17 protein-coding genes and 1 riboswitch are annotated in these 18,562 nt (G+C 38.2%); of the genes, 5 read left to right on the forward strand and 12 right to left on the reverse strand.

What is annotated here, in order from left to right:
* Positions 1-16 precede the first annotated feature (16 nt).
* Positions 17-1,348, reverse strand: a complete 1,332-nt coding sequence (locus AC1TO5_RS03635; protein WP_482061412.1) for a DUF445 domain-containing protein — start codon at positions 1,346-1,348, stop codon at positions 17-19.
* The gene (locus tag AC1TO5_RS03640; RefSeq protein WP_482061413.1) at positions 1,345-2,634 is read right to left on the reverse strand and encodes a DUF445 family protein; all 1,290 of its coding nucleotides are present in this window, start codon (positions 2,632-2,634) and stop codon (positions 1,345-1,347) included. Before AC1TO5_RS03640 ends, AC1TO5_RS03635 begins: the two co-directional genes overlap by 4 nt.
* Positions 2,635-2,810: 176 nt before the next feature.
* Here AC1TO5_RS03640 and AC1TO5_RS03645 point away from each other — a divergent pair, with 176 nt between their 5' ends.
* Both AC1TO5_RS03645 and AC1TO5_RS03650 read left to right on the forward strand, forming a co-directional pair.
* Positions 2,811-3,494 carry a response regulator transcription factor gene (locus tag AC1TO5_RS03645; RefSeq protein WP_482061414.1) on the forward strand — a complete coding sequence of 228 codons (684 nt, stop codon included), beginning with the start codon at positions 2,811-2,813 and terminating at the stop codon, positions 3,492-3,494.
* Complete coding sequence (locus AC1TO5_RS03650; protein WP_482061415.1) at positions 3,494-4,978, forward strand: sensor histidine kinase; 1,485 nt, start codon at positions 3,494-3,496, stop codon at positions 4,976-4,978. Before AC1TO5_RS03645 ends, AC1TO5_RS03650 begins: the two co-directional genes overlap by 1 nt.
* Before the next feature lie 171 nt (positions 4,979-5,149).
* Here the strand turns inward: AC1TO5_RS03650 and AC1TO5_RS03655 are convergent, their stop codons facing one another.
* The 4 genes from AC1TO5_RS03655 to AC1TO5_RS03670 all read right to left on the reverse strand — a co-directional run bounded on the left by AC1TO5_RS03655 (position 5,150) and on the right by AC1TO5_RS03670 (position 8,780).
* Positions 5,150-5,908: a helix-turn-helix domain-containing protein gene (locus AC1TO5_RS03655; protein WP_482061416.1), complete on the reverse strand. Its 759-nt coding sequence runs from the start codon at positions 5,906-5,908 to the stop codon at positions 5,150-5,152.
* A gap of 167 nt (positions 5,909-6,075) precedes the next feature.
* Positions 6,076-6,546: a GNAT family N-acetyltransferase gene (locus tag AC1TO5_RS03660; RefSeq protein WP_482061417.1), complete on the reverse strand. Its 471-nt coding sequence runs from the start codon at positions 6,544-6,546 to the stop codon at positions 6,076-6,078.
* 65 nt (positions 6,547-6,611) lie between these two features.
* Positions 6,612-7,226, reverse strand: a complete 615-nt coding sequence (locus AC1TO5_RS03665) for a DJ-1/PfpI family protein (RefSeq protein ID WP_482061418.1) — start codon at positions 7,224-7,226, stop codon at positions 6,612-6,614.
* Between the two features lie 59 nt (positions 7,227-7,285).
* A riboswitch (ZMP/ZTP riboswitch) is annotated at positions 7,286-7,364 on the reverse strand.
* A 198-nt stretch (positions 7,365-7,562) separates the two neighbouring features.
* Positions 7,563-8,780, reverse strand: a complete 1,218-nt coding sequence (locus AC1TO5_RS03670) for a purple acid phosphatase family protein (RefSeq protein ID WP_482061419.1) — start codon at positions 8,778-8,780, stop codon at positions 7,563-7,565.
* A gap of 158 nt (positions 8,781-8,938) precedes the next feature.
* Here AC1TO5_RS03670 and AC1TO5_RS03675 point away from each other — a divergent pair, with 158 nt between their 5' ends.
* The 3 genes from AC1TO5_RS03675 to AC1TO5_RS03685 are packed head-to-tail and all read left to right on the forward strand — an operon-like array spanning position 8,939 to position 11,888.
* Entirely contained in the window at positions 8,939-9,652 is a 714-nt protein-coding gene (locus tag AC1TO5_RS03675) for a polyphosphate polymerase domain-containing protein (RefSeq protein WP_482061420.1), read from the forward strand.
* On the forward strand, positions 9,652-10,380 hold the full coding sequence (locus AC1TO5_RS03680) for a DUF4956 domain-containing protein (RefSeq protein WP_482061421.1): 729 nt from the start codon (positions 9,652-9,654) through the stop codon (positions 10,378-10,380). The genes AC1TO5_RS03675 and AC1TO5_RS03680 overlap by 1 nt, the downstream gene beginning before the upstream one ends.
* 14 nt (positions 10,381-10,394) lie before the next feature.
* A complete protein-coding gene (locus AC1TO5_RS03685) occupies positions 10,395-11,888 on the forward strand; it encodes a CotH kinase family protein (RefSeq protein WP_482061422.1) in 1,494 nt (497 codons plus the stop codon).
* Between the two features lie 74 nt (positions 11,889-11,962).
* Here the strand turns inward: AC1TO5_RS03685 and AC1TO5_RS03690 are convergent, their stop codons facing one another.
* The 6 genes from AC1TO5_RS03690 to AC1TO5_RS03715 form a co-directional block, all read right to left on the reverse strand.
* Positions 11,963-13,240, reverse strand: a complete 1,278-nt coding sequence (locus AC1TO5_RS03690; RefSeq protein ID WP_482061423.1) for an MFS transporter — start codon at positions 13,238-13,240, stop codon at positions 11,963-11,965.
* Between the two features lie 326 nt (positions 13,241-13,566).
* Positions 13,567-14,286 (reverse strand): nucleoside phosphorylase, encoded by a 720-nt coding sequence (locus AC1TO5_RS03695; protein ID WP_482061424.1) that lies wholly within the window; start codon positions 14,284-14,286, stop codon positions 13,567-13,569.
* Positions 14,287-14,961, reverse strand: coding sequence for a sulfite oxidase-like oxidoreductase (locus AC1TO5_RS03700; RefSeq protein ID WP_482061425.1), 675 nt, complete (start codon positions 14,959-14,961; stop codon positions 14,287-14,289).
* Positions 14,962-15,057: 96 nt separating this feature from the next.
* Positions 15,058-15,981: an ABC transporter permease gene (locus tag AC1TO5_RS03705; RefSeq protein ID WP_482061426.1), complete on the reverse strand. Its 924-nt coding sequence runs from the start codon at positions 15,979-15,981 to the stop codon at positions 15,058-15,060.
* Positions 15,965-17,032: an ABC transporter permease gene (locus tag AC1TO5_RS03710; RefSeq protein ID WP_482061427.1), complete on the reverse strand. Its 1,068-nt coding sequence runs from the start codon at positions 17,030-17,032 to the stop codon at positions 15,965-15,967. Before AC1TO5_RS03710 ends, AC1TO5_RS03705 begins: the two co-directional genes overlap by 17 nt.
* Positions 17,025-18,524, reverse strand: a complete 1,500-nt coding sequence (locus AC1TO5_RS03715) for an ABC transporter ATP-binding protein (protein ID WP_482061428.1) — start codon at positions 18,522-18,524, stop codon at positions 17,025-17,027. Before AC1TO5_RS03715 ends, AC1TO5_RS03710 begins: the two co-directional genes overlap by 8 nt.
* Between the last annotated feature and the right edge of the window lie 38 nt (positions 18,525-18,562).

Consider the following 18,562-nt stretch of genomic DNA (forward strand, 5'->3'; position numbering starts at 1 on the left):
GAAAATAGTGCAGAGCCTATGACAATGAAATAAACCCCATATAGTTAAGAATTGGTTCATACACACCGTGTAACAGCATGTATAGCAACGCCCCTACGAAAGCACCAATTAATGCACCATTAACACGGATTCGTTGTAAATCGATGTCAACTTTACCTTCCACAAATTCAACCAGACGCTCTTCCGAAAATGTATTTAACGTTGCGCGTACAATTTTACCTATAACAGCATGCTCATGCTCAATCAAATGACTTAGAAAATGCTTTAGCTTCGCTTCAACTAATTGTTGTGATTGTATATCGGATTTGAACCAGTCCCAATATGATCTCACTAACCTGATCAACCATTTTTGCAATTGTGGATATGGCACGCTATTTGGTTCATTCCCACCACTTAATTGACCTTGAACATATTCAATCAATTGCTGTAGCAAAGGAGAAATCGTTATTTCCTCTAATAATTGTTGTTTCCATTGTTCTATAACTGTTGCGACATCTTGATCGGCTTCTTGAAGCTGCTGAGCTAGATTCTGCAATTGTTCAGACAGCATAATACGAAGCTCATGCTGTGGATTTTTCAATTGTACGAGCAATAATACGATATCGCGATATAGTACATCAGCGGCATCGTCAAAATTAACTGCATTGGCTGCTTGAGCGAAAGAAAACAATGTTTTGGCTAGCCAGCCACCACCGGTTTTTTCTAATGCTTTGTCTTTTTCTTGCTCTAGTAAAGCTTTAATAGCTGGTATTACATCAGGTTGTTGAACTCTTTCTTGCGCTAGCTCAAGTAGTTTTTCAATCAAATATTGATCATATTGCTTCTCAAGGGCATAGGAAAGTCCTTTACCAATATGAGTTGATGCTGAATTACGCCCCAGCTGATCATGAATTTTTGCCGAAACGGCTACTGCCAGCTGCTCACTTTGTATAGAATTAACCACTTTAGACAGCAACCGTTGAATCCATCGTTCTGAACTTTTACTATTCCATTGACTATCAACCAATGAAATCACCAGTTCTGACAGCTTCAACTTGTTCAGTTGTTGTTCAATCATTTCTTTATTCAAGAGCTGAGCTTCTACTAGATAGACTACTCCATCAATTAATTTATCGCGATTTTTGGGAACAATCGCTGTATGCGGAATCCATTTCATACCAAGCGGATGACGGAATAATGCCGAAACAGCAAACCAATCTGCTAAAGCACCTACCATACCCGCTTCTGCGATAAATAGCAATGCATCACACCACCATGGATGATCGAGCGTCCATTTCAAACTAAGAGATATAACGAATAGAATCGCTAATAACAATAAGCTAATATTGGCACGACGACGCATATTCATGATAGTATTCCTCCAACAGTGTATTGAATTAGATATAGGAGAACACCGATTAATGACCCTACTGCTGTACCATTCAAGCGAATATATTGTAGATCCTTTGCCGTCTTCTCCTGTACGAGCTCAATCAATTGCTCTACATCGAACTGTTCTAATTTGTTACGAACTAATTGTCCAACATAAGCATGATTACGCTCCACAAATTGCATTAGAGCATTCCGTACATAATGATTGAACTGTTCCAATATATCGCTCTGCAATTGCAAAGAAAGAAGTAATTCATCAATCTTACTATCAAGCCAAGTTGCTAGCGAACCTTCTGCTTGCCCATGTTCGGAACGATCAAGCTGCTCGTGCAACTGCGTTAGAAAATTGGAGATCGTTGCCTTCGTTAACAGTGACGATGTTAACTTTTCAAATAATCGCTCAATTTTTCGCGATATGTCTGCGGCATAAGCTGAATCTTCTTGTAGTCTATCGCTAAATTGTATGATGTATGATTGAAGCTTTATTTGCAGTGGATGATTATGATCTTGAATAGCAAGGAGTAGCTCATCAGCTATTTTCAGCAACTTTTCAGTTAGCTCATCTGCATTCAATCCCGCTATCCCATTTACAAATTGTCTGCCCTTCTTATTCTGCTCGTAGGAACGCAATGCAGTAGCAATAAACTCCTGTAAAAACTGCTTAATACCAGGCTTTTCAAGCAATTTCCGCAGTTGTTTGGAAACGGCAGAAATTAGTAGATGATCGTACTTCTCTTTCACACTCCACATTATAAATTGCTGTAGTATCGGAGTTAATTGACTATGTTGCAGCCCTTGATTAATAAGGCGCTTTAAGGATAAGCTTAATACCGCAGGATTACTTACTTTCAACAAATCAGCTAGCAATTGACGAGACAGATCTTTGATCGCTTGTTGTCCTTCATCACTTTCAACATAATGGACGATAACTGTAGCCGCATTATAATGCTTAAGCTGCTTTACAATCATTTCTGTTGATAGTAGCTCATGCTCTACCATGTCAACGAGTTCATCTATTAATCGATCTCGATTTCGAGCTATAATATTAGTACCTAACCAGTTTGGCCAACGTATTTTTAAGGGCTGACCGAATATCGCACTAACCGCAAAAGAATCAGCTAATCCACCAATCGTTGCAGCACAAAAAGCTGCAAAAAGTAGTCCTCCGAAAAAAGTTTGTTGAAATGGAAACACAACTAACAATCCAATAAATGATAAACCAATTGATAAATTAACACTTTGACGTAAACCCCATGTTCTCATAGCAGGACTCCTTAAAGTTTTCGATCATTGTAACGTCTAGTTGTACTTTCTTAGATCAAAAGTACTTTGGAAGCTTATGCAAACGATCATTGATCTTATTATTTTATCCTTTTTCCGACAAATCAGCCACCCTATCTTAATAAACATACTATATGAGCCTAGAAAGGAAGTTATTTATGAGCAATTTGAACGGAATTAGAATATTGTTAGTTGATGACGAGGAAAGTATTCTCGAATTTTTAGAATTAGGTTTGATGAATGAAGGTGCTATCATCGAAACTGCGATCAACGGTATGCTCGCAATTGAAAAAGCTGAACAATTTAACCCCCATGTCGTTATCCTTGATGTAATGATGCCTATGCTCAATGGTTTTGATGTGTGTAAATCGTTAAAGGAAAAGGGAAATGAAATTGCAATTATTATGCTGACTGCCAAAGATGATATTGCGGATCGTGTGAACGGCTTTACATTAGGGGCTGATGATTATTTAATTAAACCATTTAGTTTCAGTGAATTGATCGCTCGTATTCATGCACGAATTCGTAATCAGTTTCCTAATCTATTAGGGGAAGTTCGTTATGGACTATTCATCCTTGACGACCGTCGTAAAGAGATCACCTTCGATGAACAAGTGTTGGAGCTGTCTCCAACGGAATATGAATTACTTAGATTACTACTTTTGCATAACGGTGCTGTACTAAGTAAAACCATTATATTAGAGAAGGTATGGGGCTACGATTTTGGAGGAGAACAAAACATAGTCGAAGTGTATGTTCGTTCTATTCGTGAGAAACTAGGAGACAAAGAACATCGAATCATTCGTACCCTTCGAGGCGCTGGCTATAGGATGGATGTGTAATGCAAACAAAAAAGTGTTTTTTACATTCTTTGCGTGGACAACTAATTACAACTACATTAATTATAATTGCAATTCTATTTCTTCTTATCGGTATATTACAATACACCTTTATGAAGGATTTCCTATATGAGAATCGAGCTGAGGCCATTCACTCACAAATGATGGCCTGGCCACCGGATCCGTCGTTCCTCAAGCAGAATGGCGAATTAACAAGACGTAGAGATGATAGTGAACGAACACCTAATGGACCGATTATGTTTCAGCCAGGAATGGAAGTTAGCTATATTCAATCCGATGGTAGTGTAACGATTATATCTGACGATCAAGATGAACTATCTCCAATCATTACTACAGAAGATTACGCCCATATCTTAGAAGCTAGCAAATTGTATCAACTCAAAAAATATTACATTTTTTCTGACGGTGAAGGCGCAGATAAGATGGTTGTGTTTCATCATAATAATGCTAATCGTGATAATGGTATTTTGCAAGTAAGTATCGAGCTAGACTCTTTACACAAACAACTGTATACACAGTTAACCATTTATATCATCGTTGCTCTTGTGGCATTGTTAACTGGATTTCTACTATTACTACCAAGTCTGCGAAAGACGTTAAACCCATTAACGAATGTTATCGATGTTGTAGAACGTACGTACGCTGGTAACCTCTCTGAGAAATTACCTGTCAATCAAAAACAATACGAGATTGATCAATTATCCTTTGCATATAACAATATGCTTGAAAGAATTGATCATGCTTTCGAGCTTGAACGACAAAGCAATGAACGAATGAGACAATTTATCGCTGATGCTTCACATGAACTTCGGACACCTATAACTTCTATATTCGGGTTTATTGAGGTGCTTCAAAGAGGAGCGAAGAATAACAAAACGCATCTAGAGGCTTCCTTGAAAACTATGGGACAAGAGTCCAAGCGAATGGCTGTGTTAGTTGAGAACTTATTACAACTTGCTAAGCTAGATATTACTACTGAGCAAACCAATTTTCATGTTGAAAAATTCAGTTTAACTGGGCTGCTCGACAGTATGAAGACGCAACTTGAAATAATGGCAGAAGATCGAAAAGTAACGATAACGACGATAAATAGTTCACACTGCTCCATAAAGGGCAATAAACATCAAGTTAGGCAAGTCATCCTTAATCTTGTGCAAAATGCTATTCAACATACTGACAAACAAGATGGTGTAATTACGGCAACGTTATCCGAGCTGGAACAGCAGGTTAAGTTCGTTATTACTGATAATGGTATTGGAATAGCGAAAGAACATCTCCCGCAGCTATTCGAACGCTTTTTCCGTATTGATCAAGCACGATCTCGCTCATCAGGCGGCGCTGGATTAGGGCTCTCTATTTCTAAATCTATAATAGATGGTCATAAGGGTACTATTCATGTAGAGAGTAAACTTGGGATCGGGACAAGCTTTATTATTTTGTTCCCGAAGGTAGACGATAATGAATAATTCGATATATGCTTGCTAGTTCAAGATGTTCAACCAGCTGCATATGAAAATTGTCAAAAAAAAAAACGTATTAGATTGGCTCCAAGAAAAAAACAGCGGCAAGTCTTAGACTACCGCTGTCTTTAATCTAATGTTGAGCATCTAATTCAAATCAAGTCAACGATTACTATTTCAAGAAAAATCTAAAGAAAACGAACCAGGTTTACTTACAACTCTATGAACGATTGAAAACAGACGAGTTGCAATATCACCTTTAACATTAAGTCTATACCCACCTTGAACTCTATCCACAAAGCCGAGTTCAATGCACTCTATTATTACTTTGTCAAAATTCATGTCCATGGGTAGACGTGAGCGTAGTATCGAATCTCCTATTGGAGTAAAGTCTGGCTGTAAGTTTTCATTATCATGCAGTAACTCATATAGAACTGTAATAATATTCACAGGTAAAATATTCATTGGAAATTCTACCGATTCATGCATTGCTTCTGTAGCTTCGTTTAAGAAAAGTGATGTTGCGATACAAACTAATCTATCTTTTGCCCACAAACCCAATCCAGTTGGACCTAGCTGGATTTGAGTTAGCGCTGGATGGGATGCCGGTGTCTGCATATTGTGAGATGTTGCAGCAATCACCTCGCCCAGAAAGTTAATTTTTTGCTCTTGGGTCGTCTTCTGAAGTTCGATTCTTATTTGAGGCAACATAGCTTGCAAATTGCTAGTTCTTCCTAGCAAGTAGTCTGTTGTGCAGTCAAAAATGTTTGCCAATTCCGTTAAGAGTGAAATATCGGGCAAGGAATCTCCTTTTTCCCATTTCGAAACTGCTTGTGCGGAAACATTAAGAAACTGCCCTAATTTTTCTTGTGTCATACCTTTGTCATGACGCAGCTGACTGATTCTTTCACCAAAATTATTAGTATCCGTTAGCATAGTTTAAGCACCTCCTTCAATTTATAAATTGATTATAGCTTATCTGTATCTTGATGGTATCGAGGCGTAATTTTACAACTAAATCATTGGTTGAAATTCTAAAACATTGGTTGAACACAAAATCATTTTGAATGTTGAGTTATAGTTTCCGGTTAGTTCAATAACTGTTAGCCCCACTTTTTCACAAAAGTAACTCTATGATAGTCTGTTTCAAAGAAATCCTTTTCAAAATCAACTTGCTCATAACCAATATTGCGGTAGAAAGTTAACGTATTTTCATTTCCAACATGCCCCAGAGTTTGTAGAATCACCTTGTTCCCACCAAGTAAGTGAACTTGATTACATATGGTATCAAGCAGTCCTTTTCCGATTCCCTTACGTTGACTTTCCTTATGAACTGCTACCCCAACTATTTCATAAAGTCTTTTTTCGACATCGAAAATATATCCAGCATGACCGAGAACATTATCGGTATGTGCCACGTAATAACCGCAAATCTTATGATCCTGTTTCTCCAGAAAATCAGACCACCTCAATGGGTATTTCTCAATGATGAATTTTGGAAATTGAAGAGGGTGACTTGCCATAATATTTTCAACATGACTTCGGTCATTATCTTCCAATAAACGTATAATCAAGCCTTCACCCCCCTGAATTACTGGAAGCTATTGATAAGTACAACTTCCAGTCGTAATCCTTAAGTTTAACAGTATTCATCACTCGTGTGCGGCATGAAAATATTTGACAATTTTCCCGCCTGATAGTAAGGGTAATCCATCATCTTTTGGACCTTCTTCACCACATCCTTATTCGTTAGTGATTCAACAAGGTACAACCCTAAATCAATTGAAGCTGAAACACCTCCGCCGGTTAAAATATTCCCATCGCGTACAATCCGAGCCTTAACAACCTCTGTGCAATAAGGAATCAACAATTCATAAGCAGCTGGATTCGTTGTCGCTATTTTATCAGTTAAGAACCCTGCAGCACCTAAAAGCAAAGACCCCGTACAAACAGACACTTTGTATTCCACATCTCGAGCAGTTTGTATCCAAGATATAAACTCTGTATCGTATCTCAATTCTCTGGTAGACATGCCGCCGGGAATAAATATTAAATCATACTTAGACAGATCTGGGCTAATATGCTTTATCTGTATTGTCATACCACGGTCGTCTGTAATTTCCTCGCGTTTTGCACAGAGATCCCAAGACACATTTTCTTTAGCATTTAGAATTTGTAGCCAAGATACCGCTTCATAAAAGCCGACAAAGTCCAATGTTGTCATCTTGTCAAAAAGAATATAAGCCACTTTCACCCCATAACACCGTCCCTTTCATGGATAGAAACACAAAAAAGCATCTGATCTTAGATCAAATACTTTGCCCAGGCGAACGGCGTATGAAATATGTGCTTCCTCGTGGTACTCCACGTTTCGCCAGTCACACATACCAAATATTTACTTTATTATAGTCTGGAATATCTATTACATCAAGTTAATTTTTACGTTATCCTGCCTGTCAGTTTAACGAGGACAAGACAGACTTACACTTTATTTTCAGTGCCTACAATTTTATCATCCGAGTCCACTACTTTATTTTATTTGGACAAAAAGAGCAAGATGTCATCATCTTGCTCTTTTTGCTTATTATTATTATTGCTTAATCGTAAAGGAATCCAGTAAATCCCCGTTAACATCGTAAGCGTTGTAGTTCAGCTCAGTTGCGGAGACGGTTACAGTTCCAAACATTTGCAATCCATTTTGGAAATGAACGGCTTGATATTTCTTATCCCTTTTCTTTTCATTAAACTTCGTACCCGAAGCGTTCATCGTAACGTAAACCGTACCTTCAGTAATCGGATTGGATTGCCCCTCAACAACCTTACCATCAATCAACGGATAACTTCTCGAATATTCGTGGTTATGGCCTTGCAGCACTAGTTGAACACCATACTTATCAAATAATTGTACCCAATCATCTGCTTCATTAAAGCGACTACCGCCGTATACGCCGCGATGCATAGAAACGATAATCCACTTCTGCGGATGTTCCTCCAACACTTGTTCTAACCAACTCGTCTGTTCATTAATATCCCCTTCGGTATTCATACTAATATAGAGCATATTACTATACTCAAAATAATAACTTGTCTCTGCAATAAGCTTATTCGCCCCATTTAACGGCATCTTAAAATGTGAATGATAACTACTCGCCATTCCTTTCAGTTGTTCATGATTACCTGTTGTCGGCATAAATGGCTGACTCTTAAGTGATTTACTATATTGGAAGAACCATTTCCACTGTTTTTCAACATTTGGATCTTCAGTCATATCACCGCTATGCACAATAAATTGAGCTTCTGGCAATGTGTTTATCGCTTTTGCCAATGTTTGTCCCCACACTTGATAATCATTTTCAGTCTCACCTTGTGAATCTGTTACGTGAATAAATGAAAACTGCTCCTGGTCAGCACTGTAGATTTTAAATATTGCATTGTCACTACGTAACTTTTTGTTCTCTCCACCTACACGATATGTGTAGCTTATGTTCTCTTGCAGATGATCTAATCTCACAGAATAGCGATAATAAGTCTCGTCATTGCTATTCCTGTATTCCTTTACGGATGCTGCCGTTGTTATCACATGATCAGAATTCCATGAGTCGTATTCCGTACTACTAACCCACTCTATATAAGGTTGAACTTCTAACTGTGTAGAACTCCAACTTATAATACGCTTTGTATTATCTACAATCGAGATCGTTACTCCGTAAGGCTTCTCATTGTTATGTTTTTTCCAATACTCTACTATACCAATACCTATCAGCAATATTGCGATAATGATCACTATTATTAATTTATCTTTCTGCATGTAATCTCACCTGCTCTCATCCCTTTTACAAAATTTTAACACGAAATTCTATTGACAACCATTCAGCGTACTTTCAGTTACTATTCATTTTCGTATAAGCATTCGACTTTACAATATAACTATACATTGATTACTACGAAATAGAAATGAGGTGTACTATGAGCCAATCGTTAAAATATCGCAATGAGTTCAAATATTATATTAGTCCTCATCAACGTTCCATTATTACTCAGAAATTAAATAGTATTCTACAATTAGACCAACATGTATCTGAGGAAGGAGAATATCATATTCGCAGTCTGTACTTTGATGACGTTCAAAATACAGCGTTACATGAGAAATTAGGAGGCATTCGAGACCGTGCCAAATACCGAATACGGATATACAACAAAAGCGATGACATCATTTACTTTGAGAAAAAAATTAAATTTCGTGATTATATCGCCAAATTAAAAGAACCGATTTCACGAGCAATGTACGATCAAATTATTGCAGGAAATTATGAAGTATTAAAAGAGTGTGATAAACCATTACTACTTGAGATCTATAATCAGATGAAAAACCAATTGCTTCGCCCCGTTGTCATTGTCGATTATGTCCGCGAACCCTATGTATCTCGACATGGAAATGTTCGCATTACATTTGACAAGCAATTACGAACCGGATTGAACAATATTGATATTTTTGACCCTAACTTAAAGCCAATACCAGTGCTAGACGACGAAAAAATCATTTTAGAAATTAAGTATGATGAGTATTTACCACAAGCTATACAAGCAGCGCTACAGCTTGAAGGCGTTCATCGAACGTCAGCATCAAAATATGTTATTTGTCGCAAATATAATAAAGAGAACAATTGGGAGGATTATTAATGGAAACAACAAACACAGTAACTTCGGCAGCAGCAGCTACTGAGGCGACAAGCAACTCATTTACAGATATTATTAAAAATTCGGTGCTAGATAGCTTTGGTACTGACATTGCAATTAGTCAAATTATTATTTCACTAGCTATTTCTTTCATCGTCGGATTATTTATTTATTTCTTATATCGCCGAATATTTAGCGGCATTTTGTACTCGAAAAGCTTTAATGTAGCCCTTATCGGAATGACGATGATTACAGCCACTGTTATTATTGCAATTAACTCTAATCTAGTGCTATCACTCGGTATGGTTGGTGCTTTGTCCATTGTGCGTTTTAGAACACCAATCAAAGACCCGACTGATCTGATCTTCTTATTCTGGGCAGCAGTAGCAGGTATCGTTACAGGTGCTGGTTTCTATAATTTAGCTATTATCGGCTCACTAATTATTGGATTGATCTTGTTCTTCTTTATTAAAGGTGGATCTACAGAAACTCCTTATTTACTAGTTGTTAATTGTGATCATGATACAGCAGAACAACTAGCGCAAGGTCTGATTTCAAAAGAAGTCAAAAAATTCAATGTCAAACAAAAAACAGTTACTCCAGGTAATATTGAAGTTACTTTTGAAATCCGCCTCAAAGAAAAAACTGGTTCATTCGTTAACAATTTAGCAGCTATTCCTGGTGTTCAAACGGCCGTATTAATTAGCTATAATGGCGATTATGTATCTTAATCTAGGAGGACGATATGAAATTAACATCATTAAATTCATCGTTAATCGTCGTTAGTCTAATCCTTATGCTTAGTCTTATTAGCGGGTGTTCCTATTGGGATACCTCTAATAAGGTTAATGGCAAAGCTACTACTAGTAAATTAGACTCGATCTACTTTCCTAAAGACGAAATCATTTCTGTTGAAATAACGATTGATGAAACTGCATTTCAAGAAATACTTGATAATCCAACAGCAGAAGCTTATCATTCTGCCAATATTACGTATAACGGCAAACAGTTAGATAATGTTGGATTTCGGACGAAAGGAAATTCCAGTCTATCATCCGTAGCTAGAATGACGGAGTCAGAGCGCTATAGTTTCAAGTTATCACTTGATGAATACGTATCACAAAATATTGAAGGAATGACAACGATCAATCTCAATAATAATTTCAGCGATGCATCGTATATGAGAGAATTTCTTGCTTATGAAATTGCTGAAAATATGGGCATCGCTACTCCTAAATACTCTTTCGTAAATGTGTATATTAACGGAGAACTTTGGGGATTATATACAGCCGTCGAGCAAATGAGTGGTGCATTTATCGAGCGAGAGTTTGAGGATAGTTCAGGTACATTGTATAAATCTAATGGTGCTACCGGCGCAGATTTAACTAATCTGGCTACTTTTGCTGAATACACAGGTCTTGATGTAAAGTATGGCAAAGCCGATGAAGAAGCACTCCTTCATATGACGGATGTGCTTAACAATGGTGGTCGTTATGAAGAGGTGCTTGATGTTACATCTGCATTGAAATTTATAGCGCTCAATACGGTTATCTCTAATCTCGATAGCTATGCAGGTATGTTAAAGCATAATTATTATTTATATGAGACAAGTGGCATATTTACCGTTATTCCTTGGGATATGAATTTGGCATTTGGCGGTTTTGGTGGTTCCGGTATACTTATTGATGAGCCTACCGGTGTTTCGCTTAGTACTAGACCACTAATCGCTAATCTCATTGCGAACGACACGTATCGTGAGCAATATCATACTATTATTAGCGAACTAGTAGAGACTGAATTCACTAGTGGACAATTTGCTACGAGAGTGCAACAAATCCAAGCGTTAATTAGTGATGCAGTTGCTGCTGATCCTACTGCTTTTGTTACTTACGATGAGTATGAAAAAGGTGTTACATCATTATTAACTTTCGTCGACACACAAATAGATTCTATTGCAAAACAATTAAGCGGTGAAATTGAATCTGCTGGTGATGGTTCAGGTTCAGCTACTAATGGACCAGGCAATGGTGGAGGCGGGATGATGAACTTTGGCGGTCGTGGCGATAATGCTGATGGCGCAATGGTTCTTCCCGATGGCATGAATTTTACCCCCTCATCTGTAGTCCCTACTATTTCAACGGAAGTGAAACAAGAGCATGCTATAACCACATTATTCAGTGTGATTGCGATATTAATTGGTGCATGCATCATTGTACTGTTCCGACGTAACCATCTTTAAATTAGAAAGCTGAATGATTATGACATGTTATTCCATGTCGTAATACATTCAGCTTTTCAAATGATAGCAATCTACTATTTTGCGACTCCACTAATCGTAAATTCTTTCGCACTAGGCTTTTTTCGAATACACAGAAGAATGGTGAATTGAGAAGCAGCCATCGTTACAATAATGATTGGCAGCCAGAATGATTCAAGGTCTCTCGCAAAAATTATTAATAAAGTTATGGAAGATACCCTGCCAAAGTTAACAAAAAACTCACGCATTACAACCGCTTCAACCTTTAATTGCCCTTTAAGTGGTAGTTCTTTTATGGAACGGTAGAAATAAGATGTTAGTGAATTCATTAACAAGGGATTACAGATTGAGTACACTGCCATGAAAAGCACTACTGTCCAAAGCTTAACACCGATAAATAACAAGGTTGCACCAACGACAACACCCATTGTCGAAAATAATATATATTTATATGCTAGTTGTTCCTTGGCCTTCTTGGAAATTACATATCCAGTTGCTACTGTAATCGCAGCAAATAATACTCCGAAATAACCGACCCAGTCCTCTCTATCCAATGCTCGAAACAATAAAATATTAGGAAGGAATAACATGATTCCTTGAAATAATCCAACAAAATAAAAACTATATAAACCGTACATCCATCTACTATGCTTTTTCATTAGCAATCCAACATACTTCAAATAATAGGTGCGATGATGATTAACAGTCGCTTTGATTCTCATACTGATAATCGCCGCAGTGACAAACATAATAAATGCAAGCATGAAAATAATGATGTAACCCTGTAATTCATCCATCTGGTGAATAATTAATCCTGCCAATGCCGGTCCTGCCAAACCTGCAGTATTAAAGGTAATCATATTAATCGCCAAATACCGAATTCGATTACGATCTGTGGATACATCATACTGAAGTACTAAATATCCTGTCCAATAAAATCCTGAAGCAATACCGTTGAGAACAGCAAAGACGATGAAATATTGCGGCACAGCTTCCCCTGCCAGAATAACCAGTAAATAAAAAATAGCATTAAGTGTTATTCCTAGCCGATAAACCACCATACGATCCATCTTCTTAGCTACCCAACCACCTACAGCAAAGGCAATTGGAGTTAATGCAAAGGCAATCATGTTGTACAAAGCATTAATTGTAAAATCACCTGTCAGACGCCACAAATACAAATTGAGGAATAGACCTGACATAGATGCACCAAACTGAAAGAAGGCATGAATCATTAACGAAATAATAGCTTCTTTGCTCAGTTTAAGATCCGGTGGTAGTGTATCACTCGTGAATTGCTGTTTTACACGAGTAATGAGGCTACCTTGCGACATGTAGCTTCTCTCCCTCTTATGTAGTGATCTTCGAACAAGTTTAGTGTATCATACATCATCATTGTAGAGCCGTAAAAATAATTAATCATCGATATGAAAAATGGCTAATTCATACAATAAGCTATACCATGATTAGAACAATTACATATTCACGAACGAAATCATACAAGGGGATCTTCCACAGCAGTTTACTTTTTCAAGTTCTGTGGAAGATCCCCTTTTGGGGTTAACAAATTTGCAAAAAAAAAAAAAAGTTATTCCAATAATAGGTGACTCCCTACCATTGGAATAACTTCATCCGTATATTATAGATAAAATAATTTACATTAAGCCAGTTTCACCATAGCTTCAAGCGCTGCTTTAATTTCACGTTCAACAGCATCACTTACTACGTTTGTATGTGGGTCATAACCTTCAGCTAGATCAGAATCTGCATAGCCATCAAGTGCTACAATTGCTCCAGCACGAATACCGCGAAGAGAAGCGATCACATACAATGCTGAAATCTCCATCTCTACTGCTAGTGCACCTGAAGCTTTATATAGTTTGTGAGGTATTTCTACTGGACCATTGAAGAATACATCAAGCGTTACAGTAATACCTTTCTTCACAATACCACCTTGCTCTTCTGCAGAAGCAAATAGCGCATTAACAACTTCGCTATCGCCAATCGCCGGGAAACCATCAGGTACTAATTGTTTAGTTAATCCATCTGTACGAATGGTGCCCGTACTTACGACCAAACTTCCTGCAGGATGATCAGCAGAGTAAGAACCTGCTGTACCTACACGAATAATCGTATGGACGCCACCTTTAATGAGCTCCTCGAAACATACCGCAGCACCAGGGCAACCTACACCATGGCTTACAACAGCTAATTGTACACCTTTATACGAACCAACAAATGTACGGTACTCACGAGCATAAGCCAGCTCAACCGTATCAGTTAGCATATCTGCAATTTTCTTCGCACGACGTGGATCTCCACATACGATAGCAAGACCTGGCAGTTGCTCTGAATTAACTTCAAGAATAGATAAAAACATTTAGTCAAACTCCTTCCCATGCCACTCATCTTCTGGTAGATCAAATCCATCTCCAGAGAAACGTTGTTCGGCAAATGGTTCTCCATAATTATGAAATCCATTTTGTTCCCAAAATCCTGGATGATCCTCAACCATAAATTCCAATCCAGTAATCCACTTCGCGCTCTTCCAAAAATAAAGATGTGGAATGACCATACGCAGTGGTCCACCATGCTTTTCAGTAAGTGGCTCACCATCAAAAGTATGTGCTAACAATATATTGTCACGCAGTAAATCCACCAAAGGTACATTAGCTGAATAATCACTATCCCCATGGATCATCACATATTTCGCTTCGGGCTTAACGCCGAGCAATGGTAACAAATCTGTAAACTTAATACCAACCCAAGTTGTATCAAGCTTAGACCAACGCGTTACACAATGAATATCACAAGTAATTTTCGTTTGAGGCAGCTTCATTAAGTCATCAAAGCTAAAGCTACGAATGCTGTCTACTTCACCAAACGCTTTAATACTCCATGTAGACATATCATAATACGGTACTTCACCTTCAGTAAGAATTGGAAAGCGATCAGTAACGGTTTGTCCAGGAGGTACACGATGCTGAAGCTCAGGTGGTACTTTAGCAGCTAATGGTGCCTTTACTTTTTTCAAACGTTCAGCTTTCTTATGCATGTCGACGACCTCCTAAAACTTTTCTGCGCATCTTGGATTAACTTCCTTGTATAGAAAAGTACTTCGGAAGCATAAACTTCAACTTTTCTGCTCTTCCTAGCGTGAACTTCCGTTAGACTTTTTCGCTTCGTCTTTGTATCCATTGTTTTTGAAGAAGATCATCGCAATAATCGTTACAACAAACGGAAGCATAGCTGAAAGATTTGACGGAATAGAGAAGTTTTGCAGTCTATAGCTCAATGCTTCCATAAACCCAAATAATATACTCGCTCCGGCTACACCAATCGGATTAGATTGACCTAGCATCGTTGCTACTAACGCGATAAAACCACGACCGCTAGTCATGCCCTCAGTAAACATCGTTACATTACCAAGTGACAGCTGTGCACCTGCAAGTCCACAAAGTGCACCAGAAAGTAATACCGCAAAGTATTGGATTTTACGCACCGGTAAGCCAATACTTCGAGCCGCTGTAGGATTTTCACCTGCTGCCAGTAATCGGAAACCTGATACCGTTTTATATAAGTAAAGTTGTAATAAAATTACGATCGCAATCGATACATACACAAGAATCGATTGACCAGAAATAACATCACCGATCCATGGGATATCCTTTATTAATGGAATATCAATCTTAGGTAGGCCCTGCATATCTTTGTCGTAATAGGCTCCCTTTACATTGAATATCGCACGAAGGGCAAACGTTGTTAGTCCAGCAGCTAAGAAGTTAATAGCGATACCTACGACAATGACATTCGCCTGTAAATTAATACTCATATAGGCAAAGAGTAGTGCGAACAACAGTGAACAACCAATAGCGAACAAGATCGCCATTGTAATACTACCTGTTAAGTAATTACCAAGAATAGCGGAAAATGCACCGACTAAGATTAGACCTTCCAAACCAACATTAAATAGTCCAACTCGTGCGCATATTGCTCCACCTAAAGCTGCAAGCAAAATCGGTGTAATCATACGTAAAGCTGCAGCGAATAAGGAGACATCAATTAGTTGATCCATCTTTCGCCCCCGCTTTCTTGCGTTTAATGAATGAAATTGTAAACTTCGCTGTTATAAACAAAATTAATACAGCTTGGATAATGCTAGATACTTCTAGTGGAACATCGGTATTACGCTCCATTCCCATTCCACCAGTTTGCAATGCAGCGAGGAAAATAGCTGCAATGGCTGTACCAATAGGATTCGAGCTTGCTAGTAATGTAGCCATAATCCCCGTCCAAGCATAATTGGCAGATACTAATGAACCATCAAGAAAACGGTACGAAGTACCTAGCACATCAGATGCACCAGCAAGACCTGCAAAAGCACCACTGATCAGCATACTAACCACCATCAATCGGCCGCGATTGACACCACCATAGCTTGCAAACAGAGGATTACCGCCCAACATCCGAATTTGGTATCCTTTTTTCGTATATTTAATAAATAAAAACAATCCAATTGTCGCAACAATTGCGATGATAAAGCCGATATGAAGTGTCATCCCTGAAAAGAGCTTGGGAAACCATATTGTTTTATCAATCATTTGCGTCTGGGACAATGCTGAATTCGTTGTACTATCTTTGAACGGATAGGCAACCATATACCCCGCAAAAAGTGATGCGATATAGTTAAGTAAAAGCGTTGTAATTAATAAGTTCATGCCGAATCTAGAATCTAACCAGCCTGCAAGAGCAGACCAAAGACCAGCTACAACCATAGCTGCCATAATAGCTGCGATCGCTTTAAACCAAGCTGGACCTGGTACGTAAAGTGCTGTTATTGCAGCACTTAAAGCTCCTAGAACCATTTGACCCTCTGAACCCATATTGAAAAATCCTGCTTTGAATGCTAATGATGCACCAAGACCAACTAAAATAATCGGAGTGGCACGAGCTAATGTACTCGTTAAGAAATAAAAATTTCCGAAAGCACCGTTCCACATTTCTTTATACGTTTCAATAATATTTCCATCAACGACCAGAATTGCGATCGCACCGATCACAAGACCTGCAACTATTGCAATTAGCGGCTGTAATAGCGACTGTAAAGTACTTTTCATCTTATCCAACAGCTTTTCCTCCCGCCATTAGTAGACTAATTTGCTCTTCAGTAGCTATAGCAGCATCTAATTCGCCAGCAATTTTACCTTCATACATAACTAAGATACGATCTGAAAGCTTCATAATTTCTGTCAATTCACTTGATACTAGCAAAATACCCGCTTTTTCATCACGACGTTTTAATAACTCTCCGTGAATAATTTCCATTGCACCGACATCTACACCTCGAGTAGGCTCAGCAGCAATAAGAAACGGCGTTTGCTGGGCAACCTCACGTGCAACAATCAGCTTTTGTAAATTACCACCGGATAAATATTGAGCCTTAGTGCTCAGTGAACCTGTTTTAATTCCATATCTTTGAACCCACTCAGACACGAGTTTTTTAATTTTATTGCCTTGAAGAATTCCATATTTACTCGTTGATTCCAAATGTCCCATTATTCCATTATCAGAAACGGTTGCATCTTTGGACACTCCCCAAAGGTATCGATCCTCAGGAATATGTGCAAGTCCACTTTCACGAATTTGCTTCACAGAAGCACCGGTTACATTCATACCTTGTATTGTAATCGTTCCTTCATCATAAGGCATCAATCCGGAAATTGCTTGTAGTAGCTCTGACTGACCATTCCCAGATATGCCAGCTATACCTACGATTTCACCTTCACGCACGTTGAAATTAATATCGTCTAGTAATGGCTTGGTTTTAGCACCTTTAATAGAGAGGGATTGTACATTAATAACTGGTTGTCCATATTCAAGTTTTCTACGTTCAAGCTTAACAAGCTCCCGTCCAACCATCATTTTAGACAGCTCTTCTTCATTCGTATCAGCAGCATTCACTGTGCCAGTAATATGACCATCACGAAGTACTGTAATACGATCAGCTACTTCCATAATTTCACCGAGTTTATGACTAATAATAATAAAACTTTTACCAGTGGCAGCAAGTTTTTTGATCGAAATCAAAAATTCTTTGACTTCTAGAGGTGTTAACACACCTGTCGGTTCATCAAGAATAATGATTTCAGCACCTTGATACAATACTTTCAATATTTCTACTCGTTGTTGCATTCCTAGTGAACAATCTGCAATTTTTTGCTTAGCATTAACTGGCATTCCGTATTGCTGGGATAATTGCAGTGTTTCTTCAATTGCTGTTTTACGATCAAACTTCAAACCTTTACTTGGCTCACGACCAATAACGATATTCTCTGCAATCGTAAATGCCGGGAACAACATAAAATGCTGATGTACCATCCCGATGTTTTGCCCGATAGCGTCCGTTGGATCATGAAATGCTACAGCTTTGCCATTAATTCTAATTTCACCACTTGTTGGGCGTTCCATGCCATACAAAATGCGCATCAACGTCGTTTTGCCTGCACCATTTTCACCGATAAGCGCATGAACTTCACCTTTACGCAAATTAAAATTAACACTATGATTAGCAGTTACAGAGCCATACGACTTTGTTATACTGTCCATCTCAAGCAGCATATAGACGCTCCTTTCAAACAATTAAGCCGGCTGCAGTT

Source organism: Paenibacillus sp. Y930 (genome assembly GCF_056786375.1).